Source organism: Microthrixaceae bacterium, assembly GCA_016702505.1.
Taxonomy (GTDB): Bacteria; Actinomycetota; Acidimicrobiia; order Acidimicrobiales; family Iamiaceae; genus Aquihabitans.
The window spans coordinates 463,411-480,621 of the sequence record JADJDU010000030.1 but is presented as its reverse complement, the minus strand read 5'-3'; the positions used below and the strand labels follow the sequence as shown (position 1 = coordinate 480,621).

The 17,211-nt window shown below is 67.1% G+C and carries 13 protein-coding genes, 3 tRNA genes and 1 pseudogene; 12 read left to right on the top strand and 5 right to left on the bottom strand.

The window, feature by feature from the left end:
• Positions 1 to 14: 14 nt before the first annotated feature.
• From IPG97_19355 to IPG97_19335, 5 genes and pseudogenes are all read left to right on the top strand, one after another.
• Positions 15 to 1,778, top strand: coding sequence for a DNA primase (locus IPG97_19355; GenBank protein MBK6858637.1), 1,764 nt, complete (start codon positions 15 to 17; stop codon positions 1,776 to 1,778).
• A pseudogene (rpoD, locus tag IPG97_19350) lies at positions 1,775 to 3,219 on the top strand (RNA polymerase sigma factor RpoD). The gene IPG97_19355 and the pseudogene rpoD overlap by 4 nt, the downstream one beginning before the upstream one ends.
• Before the next feature lie 118 nt (positions 3,220 to 3,337).
• Positions 3,338 to 3,413: transfer RNA gene (locus IPG97_19345), tRNA-Asn, on the top strand.
• Between the two features lie 124 nt (positions 3,414 to 3,537).
• A complete protein-coding gene (locus tag IPG97_19340) occupies positions 3,538 to 4,203 on the top strand; it encodes an LON peptidase substrate-binding domain-containing protein (GenBank protein ID MBK6858636.1) in 666 nt (221 codons plus the stop codon).
• A gap of 51 nt (positions 4,204 to 4,254) precedes the next feature.
• A tRNA-Ile gene (locus IPG97_19335) sits at positions 4,255 to 4,330 on the top strand.
• A gap of 2 nt (positions 4,331 to 4,332) precedes the next feature.
• On the opposite strand, the gene IPG97_19330 is transcribed toward IPG97_19335, so the two are convergent.
• Complete coding sequence (locus tag IPG97_19330) at positions 4,333 to 4,875, bottom strand: hypothetical protein (GenBank protein ID MBK6858635.1); 543 nt, start codon at positions 4,873 to 4,875, stop codon at positions 4,333 to 4,335.
• A 92-nt stretch (positions 4,876 to 4,967) separates the two neighbouring features.
• Between IPG97_19330 and IPG97_19325 the strand changes: the two genes are divergently transcribed.
• Both IPG97_19325 and IPG97_19320 read left to right on the top strand, forming a co-directional pair.
• Positions 4,968 to 5,810: an inositol monophosphatase gene (locus IPG97_19325; protein ID MBK6858634.1), complete on the top strand. Its 843-nt coding sequence runs from the start codon at positions 4,968 to 4,970 to the stop codon at positions 5,808 to 5,810.
• Positions 5,803 to 6,282, top strand: coding sequence for an NUDIX hydrolase (locus tag IPG97_19320; GenBank protein ID MBK6858633.1), 480 nt, complete (start codon positions 5,803 to 5,805; stop codon positions 6,280 to 6,282). Before IPG97_19325 ends, IPG97_19320 begins: the two co-directional genes overlap by 8 nt.
• Before the next feature lie 41 nt (positions 6,283 to 6,323).
• On the opposite strand, the gene IPG97_19315 is transcribed toward IPG97_19320, so the two are convergent.
• Complete coding sequence (locus IPG97_19315) at positions 6,324 to 7,052, bottom strand: hypothetical protein (GenBank protein MBK6858632.1); 729 nt, start codon at positions 7,050 to 7,052, stop codon at positions 6,324 to 6,326.
• A gap of 112 nt (positions 7,053 to 7,164) precedes the next feature.
• Here IPG97_19315 and IPG97_19310 point away from each other — a divergent pair, with 112 nt between their 5' ends.
• Both IPG97_19310 and IPG97_19305 read left to right on the top strand, forming a co-directional pair.
• Positions 7,165 to 7,620, top strand: coding sequence for a DUF523 domain-containing protein (locus IPG97_19310; protein MBK6858631.1), 456 nt, complete (start codon positions 7,165 to 7,167; stop codon positions 7,618 to 7,620).
• A gap of 16 nt (positions 7,621 to 7,636) precedes the next feature.
• Positions 7,637 to 7,713: transfer RNA gene (locus tag IPG97_19305), tRNA-Val, on the top strand.
• Positions 7,714 to 7,894: 181 nt separating this feature from the next.
• Here IPG97_19305 and IPG97_19300 read toward each other — a convergent pair.
• The gene (locus tag IPG97_19300; protein MBK6858630.1) at positions 7,895 to 8,545 is read right to left on the bottom strand and encodes a DUF4214 domain-containing protein; all 651 of its coding nucleotides are present in this window, start codon (positions 8,543 to 8,545) and stop codon (positions 7,895 to 7,897) included.
• Between the two features lie 281 nt (positions 8,546 to 8,826).
• On the opposite strand from IPG97_19300, the gene IPG97_19295 reads away from it, so the two are divergent.
• Positions 8,827 to 9,210, top strand: a complete 384-nt coding sequence (locus IPG97_19295; protein MBK6858629.1) for a hypothetical protein — start codon at positions 8,827 to 8,829, stop codon at positions 9,208 to 9,210.
• A gap of 111 nt (positions 9,211 to 9,321) precedes the next feature.
• Here IPG97_19295 and IPG97_19290 read toward each other — a convergent pair whose 3' ends face one another.
• On the bottom strand, positions 9,322 to 10,293 hold the full coding sequence (locus tag IPG97_19290; protein ID MBK6858628.1) for an NAD(P)H-binding protein: 972 nt from the start codon (positions 10,291 to 10,293) through the stop codon (positions 9,322 to 9,324).
• 59 nt (positions 10,294 to 10,352) lie between these two features.
• Here IPG97_19290 and IPG97_19285 point away from each other — a divergent pair, with 59 nt between their 5' ends.
• The gene (locus IPG97_19285; GenBank protein ID MBK6858627.1) at positions 10,353 to 12,470 is read left to right on the top strand and encodes an alpha-galactosidase; all 2,118 of its coding nucleotides are present in this window, start codon (positions 10,353 to 10,355) and stop codon (positions 12,468 to 12,470) included.
• Here the strand turns inward: IPG97_19285 and IPG97_19280 are convergent.
• Complete coding sequence (locus IPG97_19280; protein MBK6858626.1) at positions 12,455 to 14,944, bottom strand: EAL domain-containing protein; 2,490 nt, start codon at positions 14,942 to 14,944, stop codon at positions 12,455 to 12,457. The genes IPG97_19285 and IPG97_19280 overlap by 16 nt on opposite strands.
• 95 nt (positions 14,945 to 15,039) lie before the next feature.
• Between IPG97_19280 and IPG97_19275 the strand changes: the two genes are divergently transcribed.
• On the top strand, positions 15,040 to 17,211 hold the full coding sequence (locus IPG97_19275) for a transglycosylase domain-containing protein (protein MBK6858625.1): 2,172 nt from the start codon (positions 15,040 to 15,042) through the stop codon (positions 17,209 to 17,211).

Below are 17,211 nucleotides of genomic sequence, written 5' to 3'. Positions count from 1 at the left end.
CACCAGCGCACCTGATGGGCATCGTCGACGAGGACGTGGTCCGCGTTCGTGAGGCCGCCGACATCGTGGCGGTGATCTCGGCTCACACCCAGCTCAAGCGGGTGGGACGTTCCTGGACCGGGCTGTGTCCGTTCCACGGAGAGAAGAGCCCATCGTTCTCGGTCAACCAGGAGAAGGGCGTCTTCTACTGCTTCGGCTGTCAGGCCAAGGGTGACGTAATCACCTTCGTGCGAGACATCGACCACCTCGACTTCCAGGGCGCGGTCGAGCAGCTGGCCGCCAAGTTCGGCATCGCCGTGCGATACACCGACCGCAACGAAGGCGAGCGACGAGAAGCCCGATCTCGGTTGCGAGAAGCGTTGGAGGCGGCGGTGGACTGGTACCACCAGCGTCTCCTGACCAGTCCCGACGCGGGCGCCGCTCGGCGCTACCTGCGGGAACGGGGGCTGGACGGAGACACCGTCCGCCGGTACCGGATCGGCTGGGCGCCAGACGACTGGGACCAACTGGTGAAGGCGTTGCCGTTCCCGCCCAAGGTGCTGCGCGACGCCGGGCTGGGGCGTCAGAACAAGCGGGGCGGCACCAACGACTTCTTCCGTGCTCGGGTGCTGTTCCCCATCTTCGACTCCCAGGGTGACCCGCTCGGTTTCGGAGGGCGCATGATGCCCGGCGGCCATCCACCCAAGTACCAGAACACCCCCGAGACCACCCTCTATCGCAAGAGCAAAGTTCTCTACGGCCTCAACTGGGCCAAAGACGAAGCGGTGCGGACCAACGAGTTCGTGATCTGTGAGGGCTACACCGATGTGATCGGCTTCGCATCGGTGGGTGTGGGCCGCGCGGTGGCCACCTGTGGGACCGCTCTCACCGACGAACACGTTCGAACCCTTCAACGCTGGGCCCCTCGGCTGGTGCTGGCCTTCGACCCCGACGCTGCCGGTCAGGCCGCGGCCGACCGGGTCTATGAGTGGGAACGCAAGCACGAGGTCGAGGTAGCGGTGGCCGCGCTACCGCCGGGCGGAGACCCCGCCGATCTGGCCCGCACCGACCCCGACGCCCTGCGTCGAGCCGTCACCGACGCACAACCCTTCCTCGGGTTCAGGGTCGACCGGATCTTGGCTCGCGGATCGCTGACCACCCCCGAGGGACGGGGCCGGACGGCCGAGACGGCGTTGGCGGCCATCGCCGAGCATCCGAGCGACTTCGTGCGAGATCAGTACCTGATGGTGGTGGCTGATCGGTGCCACCTCGATCCGGACCGGCTTCGAGCTTCCTTGCGCTCCGGTGGCATCAGGCCTCGCCTCCGCCGCGAGCGTTCTCAGAACCGGCCGACCCGCCACAACACCCCCGAGACCGAAGCGCTCCGCCTGGCGGTGACCCAGCCGGCGGAGATGTTGCCGTTGCTGCACGAGATCTTGTTCGATGACGAGCGCCACCGGGCGGTGCTGGGCGCGCTGATCGTGGCCGGAGGCGATATCCATCGGGCCACCGAGAACGCTGATCCGATGGTGGCTGAACACCTGGCTCGCCTGGCGGTGGAGGACACCGACGCCGATCCCCGCGATGTTCGTCGTCTCCTGCTCCGCGACCACTCGTTGGCCGTGCTGGCCGAGCTCGAACGAGAAGCGCGGACGGCTGTCGACATCGAGCCCTACGCCCGATCCATCTCCTGGCTCAAGACCCGGATCGAAGCGGTCAACCCCGATGCTCCTCCCAGCGACCTGCTCGAAGATGAGTTGCTAGATTGGCTGGCCCAGAGGGTGGAGGACGAGCGATGAACCCAGGAGCCGCCACCCCCCGCTTCCCTTCGACGGCATGGTCCGAGCTAGTGCGACGGGGTCAGGAGCGGGGGACGGTCACCCAAGAAGAGCTGTTCGAGGTGCTCGACCTCCACGTCGACACCCTCGACGCCGACCTGGCCTGGATCCGGGGTGAACTGACAGAGCAGGGGATCACACTCGACGAGTCGGTCGAACTGATGTCACTTTCTGATCTGGGGGTCGTTCCCGGCGCAACCGGAGAAGACGCCACCGAGGGCTCTCCGGTGTTCGAAGGTCTAGGGGGGGTCTCGGAGGCAGAGCCGAGCGATGACCACGACGACGAACCAGACGACGACTTCGAATCCGGTGTCGAGGTCGATCCCGAAGCGGAGGCCGACGCCAGGGCGTCCGCAGTGTTGGCCGATCCGCTCGGCGGGATTGACCTGGCCACCGACGAGCCCGATGACGTAGCCCGCCGCCGCCTGCACCTGGTGCGGCCCAGCAGGGGGCACTCGGTCGACCGGGGGGGTAGCGCCGACCCGGTCCGGGTGTACCTCAAAGAGATCGGTAGGGTGGCGCTGCTGACCGGTCCCCAAGAGGTGGCCCTGGCCCGCCGCATCGAAGCTGGCAGTCAGGCCGCTGTGCGCTTGGCCGAGTTGGCCGCCGCCGGCCGGCTCGATGAGTTGGAGGCAACGCCGAGGCGCCGCTTGGAGCGCACCGCCCGAGACGGCGAGCGGGCCAAGTCAGACCTGATCCAGGCCAACCTCAGGCTGGTCGTGTCCATCGCCAAGCGTTACGTGGGTCGGGGAATGCAACTCCTCGACCTGATCCAAGAGGGCAACTTGGGCCTGATGCGGGCGGTGGAAAAGTTCGACTACACCAAGGGCTTCAAGTTCTCCACCTATGCAACCTGGTGGATCCGACAGGCCATCACCCGTGCCATCGCCGACCAGGCCCGCACCATCCGCATCCCGGTTCATATGGTGGAGTCCATCAACAAGGTCCACCGGATCCAGCGTCAGATGATGCAGGAGCTGGAACGGGAACCGACCATGGAGGAGTTGGGTGCCAAGGTCGACATGACGCCAGATCGGGTTCGTGAGATCCTGCGGATCAGCCAGGATCCGCTGAGCCTGGATTCGCCGGTTGGTGAGGCCGACGACTCCAACCTGTCCGACTTCATCGAGGACACCCAGGCCGACTCTCCCGCCGAGATGGCCGCTCGCAAGATGCTGGGCGACGCCGTGCTCGAAGCCCTCGACGAGCTGAGCGACCGGGAGAAAGAGGTGGTGAGGATGCGTTTCGGGCTGACCGATGGCCAGGCCCGCACCTCGAAGAGGTGGGTCGGGAATTCGGCGTGACCCGAGAACGGATCCGCCAGATCGAAGCCAAAACGCTGGCCAAGCTCCGCAATCCGCACCGTAGCCAGAAGCTCCGCGACTACCTCGAAGGCGACTGAGTCGGCCTGGCAGCATCGGCCCGTTGCCCGACGGTGGCGTCGGATCGGCGCCGCGTCCTCGGCCCGAATCGGGGTTCGTATCGGGGTGGTCCGCGCTGCTACGTTGAGGCCTCGCCTTTCGGGGGTAGCTCAGATGGCAGAGCAGCTGACTGTTAATCAGCGGGTCGTGGGTTCGAGCCCCACCCCCCGAGCCAAAGCACTGAAAGAGCCGGCCCCCGGGTCGGCTCTTTCAGTTTCTCGGGCCATGTGATCTTCATGGTGATCGGGGCTCGGCCGGCCCGCGGCCTGAGGGTCCGACCTGACCTAGGGTCCCCGAACATGGGAGCGGTCAACCCCGACGAGAGGTCGCCGACCGGGGACGAGGGTTCGGAGATGGCGATGTTCCCGCTGGGTACGGTGCTGGTGCCGGGCATGAGCCTTCCCCTGCACGTCTTCGAGAAGCGCTACCGGGTGATGATGGACCGCTGCCTGGCCGCAAGCCGTGAGTTCGAGGTCACGCTGATCGAACGGGGGAGCGAGGTCGGGGGCGGAGATGTGAGGACCGCGGTTGGTGCGGTGGCGCGGATCCTGGAAGCCGATCAAGCGCCCGATGGTCGGTGGGGTGTGCTGGCGGTCGGGACCAGGCGGATCCGTGTTCGGAGCTGGCTCGACGACGATCCCTACCCCCGGGCCCTGGTGTCAGAGTGGCCCGACGTCAAACCTCAAAACGGCGCTGCGGTTGAATCTGCCTACACCGACCTGGTGCGCCGAGCCCGGTCGGTGCTGGCGCAGTTGGCCGAGTTGGGGTTCCCGGCCCGGCCGCTCGCCGAGATCGACAGTCACCCAGACCCGGGGCTGTGGGAACTGGCGCTGATGCTTCCATTCGGTGCCATGGACCGCTACCACCTCCTGTGCTCGGATGGGCCCGCGTCCCGGGTGGTGCTCATGGCCGAGTTGATGGACGGACTCGAGATCGAGGTGAAGGCCAGGATGGCCGAGGGATAGTCACTTCGGCGGTGTTCTGGGACCGTGGCCCGGTCTGGCAGCATGTCCGGCGGGGCTGTAGCTCAATGGTTAGAGCAGGGGACTCATAATCCCTTGGTTGCGGGTTCGATCCCCGCCTGCCCCACCAGATCAGAAGGTGTCGCCCAACCAGGCCGGCGCCCGTTCCAGCAGGTAGGCGCTGACGGCGTGGCAACGGTCCAGCACGTCACACAGCAGGTCTTGCTGGCCCACGTACACCTGGGACAGCGACACTTCGACCCGGCCGACGATGCTGACTGTGCGGTCGGCTCCGTCGGTGACCGAGGCGTAGGAATCGATGGCCGAGACCTCGAGGGGCAGCTCGGGGCCGCCGACGCCGGCCAGGTCGGTGGCCAGGATCAACAGGTCCGGTCCGTGGGGGAGCGGAGGCATGCCCCAGGTGAAGTGGAGCGGGAACCGGTGCAGGTCGGGCGGATCGTCACCTTCATCCAGTTCCAGCACCAGATCTTCGAACGAGAGCAACACCCGGGGATCGATCTCCAGGGCGAGGTGAAGGTCCAGCGGCCCGCCGCAGGCGTCCTCGGGGTGGAGGTCCACCTCCCAGGCCTGGCGCAGCGAGTAGGTCTCCACGAAGTGCCGCTCGTCGTGCACGTGGAAACCATGGTCGACTGCGTGATCCTTGAGGTCGGCCACGAATCCGGCCACGTCGATGACCGCCACGTGAACCTCCAGGGAGAGCGGTTGACGTCCCCCAGCCTGCCACGCCCGGGATACGGTCCGTCAACGTGACCGACGCGCCGTTGACCACCTCATGGCTTTCAGGAGTGCTGGACGACGCGGCCGCGGCCGTGTCGGAGGCGTTGGCGTCCGCCGTCGAATGGGGCGAGGCCGGCACCCGGCCGGGACAGCACCACAGTGATATCACCGCCGACGGTGCCGCAATGGAGGTGCTCGGGCCGACGGGTCTGGGTGTGTTGAGCGAGGAGAGCGGTCACCAGATTGGTCCTTTGCCGGTGACGGTGGTTCTGGACCCGCTGGACGGTTCCACCAACGCCTCACGGAGGCTGGCATGGTGGGCGGTGAGCCTCTGCGCCGTGGATGGAGACGGCCCGCTGGTGGCGCTGGTGGTCGATCTCCGCCATGGAAACCGCTGGAGCGCGGTTCGGGGGCAGGGGGCTCGGCGAGACGGAGAGACGATCCGCACGTCGGGCTGCATCGCTCTGGCCGATGCCATTGTCGGCCTGAACGGGGTACCTGACGGCCACGGCGGGTGGGCCCAGTACCGGGCCCTTGGGTCAGCCGCCCTAGACCTGTGCGCGGTAGCCGACGGGACCCTGGACGGCTACCTGGACTGCACCACCGATCAGCTCGGGTCCTGGGACTACCTGGGTGCGACGCTCATCTGCCGGGAGGCGGGTGGATCAGTGTTCGATGTCGCTGGCCGGGGGCTGACCACACTCGAACACGGAGCCAGAAGGATCCCGGTGGCCGGAGCGACGGAGACCTTGGCCGACAGCCTGTCGGCCTTGCACCGGTGGACCCGGCGAGCCCAGGACCGATACGAGGAAGGAGGTCCGGGTGATACCAGCCCTGCTGGTGGTCGACCCTGGGGTGACGGCCGTGCGTGACCGCGTCCACCTGCTGGCCCTGAGGTTGTACGCCCGACTGCCGCGCCGATCCCGGCGTCGAGTGGTTCGTGCGCTGACGCCGTCCTACACGGTTGGAGCGATCTGTCTGATCGAGGGCTCGGGAGACGAGGTCCTCCTGTTGCGCCAGGTCTACCGCCGGGATTGGGGAGTGCCTGGAGGTCACCTCAAGCGGGGCGAGGCCCCCGACGCGGCGGTCCGACGTGAGGCGCTCGAGGAGGTGGGGCTGGCCCTGGACCTGATCGGCGAGCCGGCGGTGGTCGTCGACGCCGATGCTCGCCGAGTGGATGTCGTCTATCGGGCGACTCCCGCCGCCGGTTTTGAGCCCGACCTGGTCAAGGCCGTGTCACCCGAGATCGCCGAGGTGGGCTGGTTCTCGCTCCGTGACCTTCCTGATCTCCAGGAGGAAACGGTGCAGGCTCTGGAGGCGCTAGGCGCTTGGGGCAACCGCTAGGGGCTCCCCATCGACGCCACGCGTTGCGTTGCCACGGCGGATCAGATGCGCCGCAGGTGGGAGAGGTCCCCGGGGGTCGAGGGGTGCCGGAGCTTGGCCAGTGCCTTCTCCTCCTTCTCGATGGCATGGTCGGGATCCAGGCCCAGGACCATGGCGGCGTCATCGGAGGACAGGCCGGGACCGCCGTCGAGGCCGAGGCGTAGTTCCAGGATCCGACAGTCCTCTTGGTGGAGGTGACCGAGGGCGGTGAGCAGGGCAGTGTCGACCACGGAGTCGGCCCGGCTGCCACCAGCGGGGTTGCCGGGGGCGGAGACGGCTCGTCCCGAGGGGTTGCGTTCCACCTCCCGCATGGCCCGCTCGACCCACCACCGGGCGAAGGAGCTGAAGGGAAGACCACCGGTGGGGTCGTAGCGGTCCACGGCTCGTACCAGTGCTTCGTCTCCGGCCGACAGGAGCAGGGCGGTCACCCCGGCGGTGGCCTGATGGCGGCGGGCCAGATCGACGACCAGCGGACGACAGGACGCGATCAGGTGCTCGCGGGCCGCATCGCTGTGGCGGACCCGATCGCGCAGCAGTGCTATCGACTCCAGGTCGAGCATGGGGGCCCCGGCCAGCGCGGCCAGCTCGTTCTCGGCGGATCGCCCGTCGGCCACGACGGCGGCTGCTGCCAGCTCCTCCGCGGGCGTCAGCTCGGGGACGGTGCCGATGGTGTTGAGGTGACGGCGGAGGACCAACTCACGTTGGTCGACCGTGGTTCGGTGGCCCGACACGCGCGCTCCGGGGGAGAGAACCGGGTCAGGCCCGGTTACCGTCTTACAGGTGGTCGACGGTAACCGGCGCGGCGATCCAGATCGTGGACCTTCCCCCTCGGGGCGACCCCGGCTGTTGGTGTCTGCGTGCCTTCTGGGAAGTCCGTGCAACTACAAAGCGGCGGCCAGCCCTCGGGGCTGTGTCTCAGACCTGGGTGATGACTTCGAACTGATCCCCATCTGTCCCGAGGTGGAAGGTGGCCTACCGGTGCCGCGCCCACCCGCAGAGATCGGCCCCGACGGCCGGGTCCGCACCGCCGATGGCATCGACGTGACCGCCTCGTTCGAGCAGGGGGCCCGGGTGGCGGTCGAGTTGGCCGCGTCCAAGCAGGTGGTCGCAGCGGTGCTGAAGGCTCGCTCGCCGTCGTGCGGTTCAGGACTGGTCTATGACGGCACGTTCTCGGCCAGGCTCGTCGACGGGGACGGGGTCACCGCCGCCGCCCTCCGCAACACCGGCATCGTCGTGCTGACCGAGGAGGACGTGGCCCGAGGTGAACGGCCTTCCGGTCAGACCAACCGACGCGACTAGCCTGCGATCCCCTCACGGGCGCATAGCTCAGTTGGCTAGAGCGCTGCCCTTACAAGGCAGATGTCGGGGGTTCGAGTCCCTCTGCGCCCACCATAGAAAATCCAGGTAAGGCGGCATCTCTGCCCTGTCCGGTCCGGCCGGTGAAGTCGGCTTTGCCGCACTCAGCACCACACTGGTCTCAAGCGGTGAAAGCCCCAACACCGCGCCGGACGCCGCATTGGCGAGGGTGGGCTCGGTGTGTGCGACGGTCCGGTCGAATGGCGGGGCGGTGTGGTCAGGTCGTTTCGCAGCCTTGGCCGTCTCCATCGGAGTCCAAGCGGTCGGGGTCGTTGCCGGGGTTGAGGACGGTGATGGGCTTGGTGGCGGCCGGTAGCTGACCACAGTCGACGTCTCCGCTGCCGTCGCGGTAGTTGGCCACGCAGGTTCCGTTGGCCGCGGCGTAGATACCCGCCGTGGAACAGCCCGGCTGAGGCTTTGTGGTGGTTGTGGTCGTGGTGGATGTAGTCGGTGGGTTCGGTGGGGTGGTCCCGGTCTTGGCCACGAACTCGGGTGATTCCGAGAAGCCGATCATCACGGCTCCACGCTTGGCCCTGCCCGAGTCGAGGCTGGAGATCCAATACGCCCTGCCAGAAGCGTCGGGGGTGCGATCGAGAACGTTCTTGTAGACGAGATCCACGAACGCAGCGTTGTCCAGTGCTCCGTAGCGGGTCTTGAACTCGGGCGAACCGGCGAAGTACTCCGAAATGTCGCGTAGGGGCATTCCGGCTGACCTGCGGCCAACCCAGTAGTCCCGACCTTCGGCCTCGGGGTTCCTCAAGAAATAGGCTCGGTAGAGGCGGGTCACCTGGCCATCGAGTACCTGGGCGTTGGTGGCGGCCTCGGCGGGACCGAAGGCCAGGGTTCCGGCCGCGACGATCGTGGACATCGCCACCACCAATAGTGCGCGGGTCGTGCGGGCTCTTGTCATCTGTTCCCCCGGAACATTGAGCGTGTAAGCGGCGTGGGCCTGCAACATAGCGGCGATATTGATGCGGTACCCCTCTGAATCTCACGGGATGTGTTTGCCGGGGCACCTTGGGTGATGAGCCAACGTGGATCCTCGGGGTGGTGGGCGTGATGTCGGACCTTCGACTCTTCCGTCGCGATCTGTGAGGTTCCACCCTGGAGTCGGATCAATGGCTGGTAGCCACGGAGGGAGCAGGAGCGATGGAGTCCATGTCGGAGCTGGAGACGACCCAGGCCGGTATCGAGGCCTTGGTGAGCATGGCCGTGGAGGCCGCCACCACACTCGAGGAGGTCCTCGACTGTGCTCGGGCCGCGGCCGCGCTGGGTGACCGGGGGCTCATGGAACGGGTGGCATCGCGGGTTGGTCACGAGGTGGCCAAGGCCACCGCCAGCAGCGATGCCTGGGAAGCCGAGCTGACCTACTCGAAGATCGACGCCTGGGTGCAGACCGGCCACAAGGCCAGGATCCTGGCCGAAGCATGGAGGCTCGTGGGTCAACCGTTGTTGCTCGATACCGAGGTCAATGCCGTACGGGTCGCCAACCCCCTGGCCGGAATGGCCCCCGACCCCGCTGGAAGCGGCTGACAATCAAGGCCACAATCGGTGCTTCACGGCGGCATGACGACTGACGGTCGGCACAGTGGCTCATGGTCGGCGCTGGACAGGGTGGGCCTATCGGCTTGCCTCCTTGCCGGGTCAGCCCGTCGTCGAACTCGGTCGGGTGCGGGCTTGGCGTTCGTTGTGGTAGCTGCGACCGAGTAGGTCGGCGTTGTCGTGGATCCAAGTCCTCAACGAGACCACGCCGGTCGGGGGACCTTCCGTGTCGGCCAAGCCGGCCATGGTGGAGATGAGCTCGTCGTGGTCGAGGAGCTCATCGTGGAGCACGGCCCCCACGACGCGGCCCCCGAGCAGGACGGCGGTGGCGGGAAGGTTGATCAACAGCGTGCGAGCCCCCAGCACGTAGCGGAGCTCTCGGACCAGCTCGATGTAGGTGGGTCGGTCCGGTCCCACCGCGTCCACCACCACATGAGGCGCGGGAGCAACCGTGTGCTCGGCGTGGACCTCGGGCTGATCGACCAGACGAGGTCCGCCGACGCACAACAACGCCAGGTCGTCGACGTGAACGGGCCGGACGCGGTAGTGGCCCCACCCGGCCACCGCGAAGACCGGCATCTTTCGTAGCAACCAGGCCAGGTTGTTGATGAGCACCGACTGACCACCGAACACCAGCGTGGGACGCACGACCAGCGTCGGGACGCTGCTCTTGTCCAGCCGCTCCTCTACCTGTGCCTTGGCCTGGAAGTACGGGTAGGGAGACGTGAGCGACGGGTGGGCCACGCTCACGTGGACGATGCGCTCCACGCCGCTGGCCTCGGCCGCCTCGATGAGCTGCGTACAACGGTCGACCGCCAGGTCATAAGCGCCGTGACCGTCTCCCAGGCGCATCCAGTAGGTGTTGTAGAAGGTCTCGACACCTTCGAAGGCCTTGGCCATTCGATACGGGTCACCCCAGGCGAACTCCTGCACGTCTATGGCCCCGGCGCCGGTCGGATCAGCCGGGGGGTGACCGGTGAGGGTGCGCACCGCCCGCCCCCGCTCGGCCAGTAGCCGGGCGATGGCGGATCCTGTGTTCCCGAACGCACCGGTGACCAAGTCGAGGCCATCCACGTCTTCATTCTGACGGCTTCGATGCCGAATGCAACACCCGGCCGGTACGGTCGGCTCCCATGAGCTTCGAGGGGACCATCATCAGGGTGGATGCCGGGCGAACCGGTCTGGTGTGGGCCGTCGGTGACGACGGACGCCTCCACCAGATCGCCTTCGGTCCCGGTGCCAGCGGGCGGAGCCCGGAGCTGCCAGTCGGGCTGTACCCGCTGGCCTACCCGACCTTCGGGGAGGAACCGCTGCGGGAACCGGCCTTGCGGGTGACCCATGGCGACGGGGTGACCTCGACGCGGCTGCGGGTGGTCGATGTGGTCTCTCGTGGGCCCGGCGCCGGAACAGGTCGGGGCCGGTTCTCGACGACCACGGTGCGGATGACCGACCGGATCTCGCCGTTGACCGTCGATCTCAACGTGCGGGCGTGGCCGGATCATCACTTGATCGAACAGTGGGTTGAGGTGACCAACGGGGGTGTCGACCCGGTGGAGTTGCACCGAGTGGCCGGGTCGGCCCCTGCCTTCGCTGGCACGTCCCCCCACCTGACCCATTGGGGTGGCGGATGGGCAGGGGAGTGGACCGAGACCACCGAGGCGTTGACCCCCGGGGTGAAGACCTTGGCCTCGGCCGGCGGCGTGCGTTCGGCGTTGTACCGGGCGCCGGTGGTGTTGTTCCACCCCGATGGTCCCGCCGGCGAGGAGCACGGCACGGTCGGGGCCTGCACGGTGGTCTGGGGTGGTGATGTCCGTTTCGATGCCGAGGTATTCCTCCACGGTCAGGTCCGGGTCCTGGCCGGCCACCAGGACCGTGGCAGCGAACGGAGGCTGGATGCCGGTGATTCCTTCGAGTCACCACACGTGCTCTGGATCTGGTCCGAGGAAGGCATGGGCCCCACCAGCCGGGCCTTCCACGGCTACGTGCGTTCCGAGGTGGTTCGCGACGGCGATCGAATCCGGGCGTCGGTGGCCAACACGTGGGAGGCGTTGGGGTTCTCCCTCGACCCCGAGGGCCTGGCCCGCCAGGTCGACCGGGCCGCCGAACTTGGGGTTGAACTGTTCTTGTTGGACGACGGCTGGTTCGGTGATCGCTTTCCCCGAGATGACGACACCACCTCGCTCGGAGACTGGACGACGGACCGCTCCAAGCTTCCCGACGGACTGCAACCGGTCATCGATCACACCATCGAGGCCGGTCTCCGATTCGGGCTGTGGGTGGAACCGGAGATGGTCAACGCCCGGTCGGAGTTGTACGAAGCTCACCCGGACTGGGTGATCGCCGAACCGGGCCGGGCTCGACGCGAGGAACGTCAACAGCTCGTGTTGGACCTGTGTCGACCCGACGTTCGGGACTTCGTGGTCGACACCATCGACGCTCTACTGACCCAGCACCGAGGGATCACCTACCTGAAGTGGGATGCCAACCGAGACATCACCGAGCCCGGCTCGGGGGCGTTGAGCGACGACTCCCAGACCCATCTAGCCGTCGATCGGGTACGTCACACGTGGGACGTGATGGCCGAGGTGGCGGCCCGCCACCCCGATGTGGAGATGATGCTGTGCGCGTCCGGTGGTGGACGCAGCGACCTGGGCACCCTGGCCTCTTTCCACGAACTGTGGACCTCGGACAACACCGATCCGGTGGACCGGGTGCGGATCCAGTGGGGAGCGTCGCACCTGCTGCCCGCTTCGGTGCTCGGTGCCCACGTCACCCGTTGGGGCCTCAAACCGGTTCCCTTCGCCTGTGCCGTCGCCCTTTCGGGACGGTTCGGCTTCGACCTCGACCTGACCTCGCTCAGCGATCACGAATGGTCCTGTGCTCGGCGAGCGGTGGCCGTGCACCATCGCATCAGAGATGTCGTTCAGCATGGCGAGCTGTTCCGTCTGGAGTCGCCGGTCGGCACCGATCGTGGTTCGCTCGCCTATCTCGCTCCCGACCGGTCACGCAGCGTGGTGTTCATATTCCGGCTGGACGACGAGGACCTGGGGTCGTCACCTGGGGGAGCTGGAGTTCAGATCCCCTGGCTGAGGGCCGGGAGTAGGGGGACGCTCGAGGCCGCCACCGACCTGTCGCCCCACCATGACCCGCGGGCCGTGGATCTGGCCGACGTGGCCGGAGGAGTGATCGATTGGCCCACTGGAGTCGGGCCGGTGGCCCGGGTGGTGGAGTTGGTTCACCCTTCGCTGTGACGGAGCCGGCTGAGGGGGTCAGCGAGAGGCCCGGCCAACAGATCGTCTACTGCCATGGGATGGGCCATCAGGTAGCCCTGGACCCAGGGCACCCCCAGCTCTCGCAGGACATCTACCTGGGCTTGTTCCTCGACCCCTTCGGCCACGATCGACAACCCGAGGCGCCGGCCCAGCTCGATGATGATCTCGGCGATCACCCTGGTGTCGGTGTTGGTCATCAGCGCCCGGGTGTAGCTGATGTCCAGCTTGAGGCCGTCGATCGGGTAGCGCCGGAGGTAGGCGATCGACGAGTAACCGGTGCCGAAGTCGTCCAGGACCAGCGACACCCCGGCATCTCGCAGGGTTCGCAACGTCTGGTCGACCTCATCGAGGGTGTCGATTAGCACCGATTCGGTCAGTTCGAGCACCAGCCGATCTGCTGACAGGTGGCGGTCGGCGAGGGCCTGCAAGGTGCGCTGGGCGAATGACGGCTCGAGCAGTTCGCGTCCTGACACGTTGACCGAGACGACCGTTGCCGGGGCGGTGGGCTCTGAACCGGCGGGAAGGTTGGTACGCCAGTGGTCGTCTATTCGAACCAGGTTGTCGAGCGAACGGTGGAGGATCCGCGACCCGAGCGGGATGATCAATCCCGACTCTTCGGCGGTGGGCACGAACTCTGCGGGCGAGACCAGGTCCCAGCGGGCCAACGCCTCGAACCCACCGATGTGGCCGTCCTCGATGGAAACCACCGGTTGGAAGTAGGCCTGGATCTCGTCGTTGGTGATGGCCTGTTGGAGGGCAGTCTCGAGTACGAAGCGGCGGGTGACCGCTTCTCGCTGGTCGTGGTCGAAGCGGGCGATGCGGCCTCGGCCTCGCCGTTTGGCGGCGTACATGGCGGTGTCGGCGTTCTTGATGAGCTCCTCGGGGTCGAGGTCGTCGATTGGGGTCCAAGCCACGCCGACGCTGGCTGAGAGCCTGGTGGGTACGTCGGGGACCCGCACGTCCTCGATAGCGTGGAGCAGCTTGGTGGCCAGGTCGGTGGCGTGGTCGATGCTGCCGACGTCGCTGTGGACGACCACGAACTCGTCACCACCGAACCGGGTGACCGTGCCGGACCCGGCAATTTCGACCAACGCGTCGGCCACCGCTACAAGGAGCTTGTCTCCGGCCCCGTGGCCCAGCCCGTCGTTGACGACCTTCAGGTGGTCGAGGTCTATGAAGCAAAGTGCGACGTCGTTGGCCGAAATTGCGCTCAGCATCTCGTTGAGTGACAGCCGGTTGGGCAGCGAGGTGAGCGGGTCCACGTGGGCCAGCTCGTCGAGTTGGCGCGCGTGGCGACGTTCAGCGGTGACGTCGCGCAGGATCACCCCGAAGTACCGGGCCTCGGCACCATCGAGCACCGGGGTGACGGTGGCGGCGAGGGTGTGAACCTGGCCGTCCCTGAACTCCAGATCCAGGTCTCCGCTCCAACGTTCCATGCGGTCGAACAGCGGGCGGATGGTGCTGTCCACCAGGTGGGCGACGGTGGGGGCCATCAGGTCGCCAATCGGGACGCCGGTACGAAGGTCGGTGAGGCGAGCCTCAGCGGCATGGTTCCAGTAGACGAGGCCCGCGTCGGGGTGACCGATGAGCACCATGTCGTCGACGTCGTCTAGAACCCGGACCAGACGCTCGTGGGCACGGCTGCTGGCCACACCCAACTGTTCGACCTTGACCTGGGCGTCGATGTCGAGCAGCTCGGTCACCACCGCTCTGATCCCCGGATCGGCCAGGGCGTTCCAGTTGACGAACTCGAACCAGCGCCAGCTCCCGTCGTCCTGGCACAGACGGACCCGCCCCGGATGGGGGAGCTCGGGGGTGGACAGCACCGCCACCCAGTCGGCCAGGCAGCCATCGATGTCAGCGGGATGGATGAGGTCGGTGGCCAGGGTCCCGATGAGGTCGTCGCCGTGACGGCCGAGGGCTCCCGCAACGTCGCCGGCGCAGTCGATGATCGCTCCGAAGCGGTCCAGGTGAAGGCGGAACGCCACCATCGACGTCCGGTGGTCTGTAGGAGGCAGCGGCGTCGGCTCCAGGGTGGCCACCATCACCTCGAAGCTCGGTACCCCGACCAGGTCGTACATATGGACCATCAGGAACTGGGCATCGACCACCCGGCCATCGATGGTTTGCATGGGGCCGGCCGACTTCACGTGGGCGGTGCCGGTGCGGTCTGGCCTTACCGTTGCGTCCAGCCAAGCCTGGTGCAAGGCGGCGTTACCGCTTGGGTCGATCACCATGTGAGTTAGCGCGTCGAGGGGGAGCAGCGCGACATCCTCGGCCAACAGGCCGACCAAAGCAGGAGGCAGCGTCGTCGGGTTGCCCATGGCGTGCATGCATCGAACCACGGCGTCTGGCGCCAACGACGCCAGCTCGGTGAGGGCGCGGGTTGGGTCCCGGTCGGAGTCGTGGCGCAGAGGACCCTCAGTGCCGTTCCGGTCCGGTACCTGATCCACTGGTCCTCCCCTCGGCATCGGCGGGCAAACCCTGTTCACCACACTACGTGGCGCGCCGGGGTTGTGGGGCCGGACCCGTCTACGATGGGTTCACCGTGGTCGTGGTCCGTCGCTTCTTCCGTTTCGTGTTCGTGATGACCGCCCTGGTGGGGGTCATGGCTGGGTCCTTGGTGTTGATCGGCCCGCACCTGGTCACCATCGTCAGCGCTCACCGTTCCGATCACGAACGCATCAACCTCAAGCCGCTCGCCGAGAGGTCGTTGATCTTCGATTCCTACGGGAACCTCCAGGGCACCATGACCAACAGCAGCGACCCGCAGAACCGCTCGCAGGTTCCGATCGGCGACATCCCCGAGACGGTGAAGTGGTCGGTCATCGCCCAGGAGGACGCCCAGTTCTACGAGCACTCCGGGGTGAACGTCAGGGCCATCGTGCGGGCCGTGGACGCCAACCTGGAGAGCGGTGGCGTCAGCCAGGGCGGGTCAACCATCACCCAGCAGGTGGTCAAGAACTCGCTGGTGGGAGACGAGGAGAGCCTGAGCCGCAAGCTGCGTGAGGCGTTCTTGGCGGTGGAGCTCGAGAAGCAGATGTCCAAGGACGAGATCCTCGAGCGCTACCTCAACAGCGTGTACTTCGGTGGTGGGGCCTACGGCGTACAAGCTGCAGCCGAGTACTACTTCCGCAAGGACGTGGCCGAGTTGAACTGGGCTGAAGGTGCCCTTCTGGCGGCCATGATCCGCGCCCCCAGCGAATACGACCCGTTCAAGAACCCGGAGCTGGCCCGGCGTCAGCGCAGCTTGGTTTTCGGCCGGCTGGTGGCCACCGGCCGCTTGACCGAGGAAGAGGTGGCCTTCTCGGAGGGCATTCCGCTCCCCGACGACCCCAACCCGCCGATCCCTCCCTACGACTACTTCGTGGAGGAGGTCAAACAGCAGCTCCTCCACGACCCTCGCTTTGGTCTCGGTTCCACCCCCGCGGCTCGTAACCGGGCCGTGTACGAGGGCGGGATCCGAGTGTTCACCACCTATGACCCGGTGATGCAGGCCCAGGCTGTCCAAGCCCGGGCCGAAACGTTGCCCAAGAGCGAAGACGGCGCCACCTTCGAGGTCAAGAACCCTCGCACCGGCCAGACGACCTTCGGTACCCAGGCCATCGCGTCGGTGGAGCCGTCCAGTGGAGCGGTCAGGGTGCTGGTGGGCGGGCCCGGGTTCGAGAGATGGCAGTACAACCTGGCCACCAAGTCACCGGGTCGTCAGGCCGGGTCGACCATGAAGACCTTCACGATGGCGACCTTGTTCGAAGGTGATGGTGCCGATGGTGTCGAGCACGTCCCCAACGACACGGTCAGCGGTGGGCGGTGCACGTTCAAGTTCCCGGGGGAGTCCAAGCCCTACAGCCTCAGCGGCAACACCGGCTACACCACGATCACCAAGATCACCCAGGTGTCCTCGAACTGCGGCTACATGCGCCTATCTCAGGTGGCTGGCGTGGAGAACGTTGCCCTCATGGCGTCTCGCCTCGGCATCACGAGCGAGCTCTACCTGACCGATGACGAAGGGCGTCCCACCGCTCCGCCGTGGAACCTGACGCTGGGCACCATGGAGGTCACCCCGCTGGACATGGCCGCGGCCTACGCGGTGTTCGCCAACGATGGTCTGCGTAACGAGCCGTACATGGTGGAACGGATCGAGGATCGCAACGGCCGGGTGATCTACCAGCACCGGTCTGATCCCGAACGGGTGGTGTCCCAGCAGACGGCCCGGCTCGTCACCCAGGTACTGGCCGCCAACGTCACCGGTGGCACCGGTCGAAATGCACGGATCTCGGGCGGTCAGCCTGCCGCCGGCAAGACCGGTACCACCAACGACGCCACCGACGTCTGGTTCGTGGGATACACCCCCCAGCTCGCCACCGCGGTGTGGATGGGAGCCCCCGAAGGGGCGATCAGCTTGGCCAACGCCGGGTTGGGTGGCGCCACCGGTGGGCGGTACCCGGCCAAGACGTGGGGCGTCTACTACTCGTTGCTCATGGCCGACCAGGCGACCGTCGACTTCCGGGAGCCGGAATCGGCCCGTCGAGGCAAGTCGGTGGGCAAAGTGCCCTACGAGGCGGGGGGTAGCTCACAGCCCCGCTCGTCGTCGCGTCCCCGTGGCGGCACCACCGGAACCACCACTCCTGGTGGAACGGTTACGACCACGCCTGGCGGAACCACCAGCCCGCCGGCCACGTCGCCACCGGCCACCACCGCACCCTCGCCCGGAGGCTGA

What these genes read in the sequence shown, in the direction of transcription:
- IPG97_19355 (MBK6858637.1), top strand. Translation starts at nt 15, where the DNA reads ATGGGCATCGTCGACGAGGACGTGGTCCGCGTTCGTGAGGCCGCCGAC.
- IPG97_19340 (MBK6858636.1), top strand. Translation starts at nt 3,538, where the DNA reads ATGGGAGCGGTCAACCCCGACGAGAGGTCGCCGACCGGGGACGAGGGT.
- IPG97_19300 (MBK6858630.1), bottom strand. Translation starts at nt 8,545, where the DNA reads ATGTCCACGATCGTCGCGGCCGGAACCCTGGCCTTCGGTCCCGCCGAG.
- IPG97_19295 (MBK6858629.1), top strand. Translation starts at nt 8,827, where the DNA reads ATGGAGTCCATGTCGGAGCTGGAGACGACCCAGGCCGGTATCGAGGCC.
- IPG97_19285 (MBK6858627.1), top strand. Translation starts at nt 10,353, where the DNA reads ATGAGCTTCGAGGGGACCATCATCAGGGTGGATGCCGGGCGAACCGGT.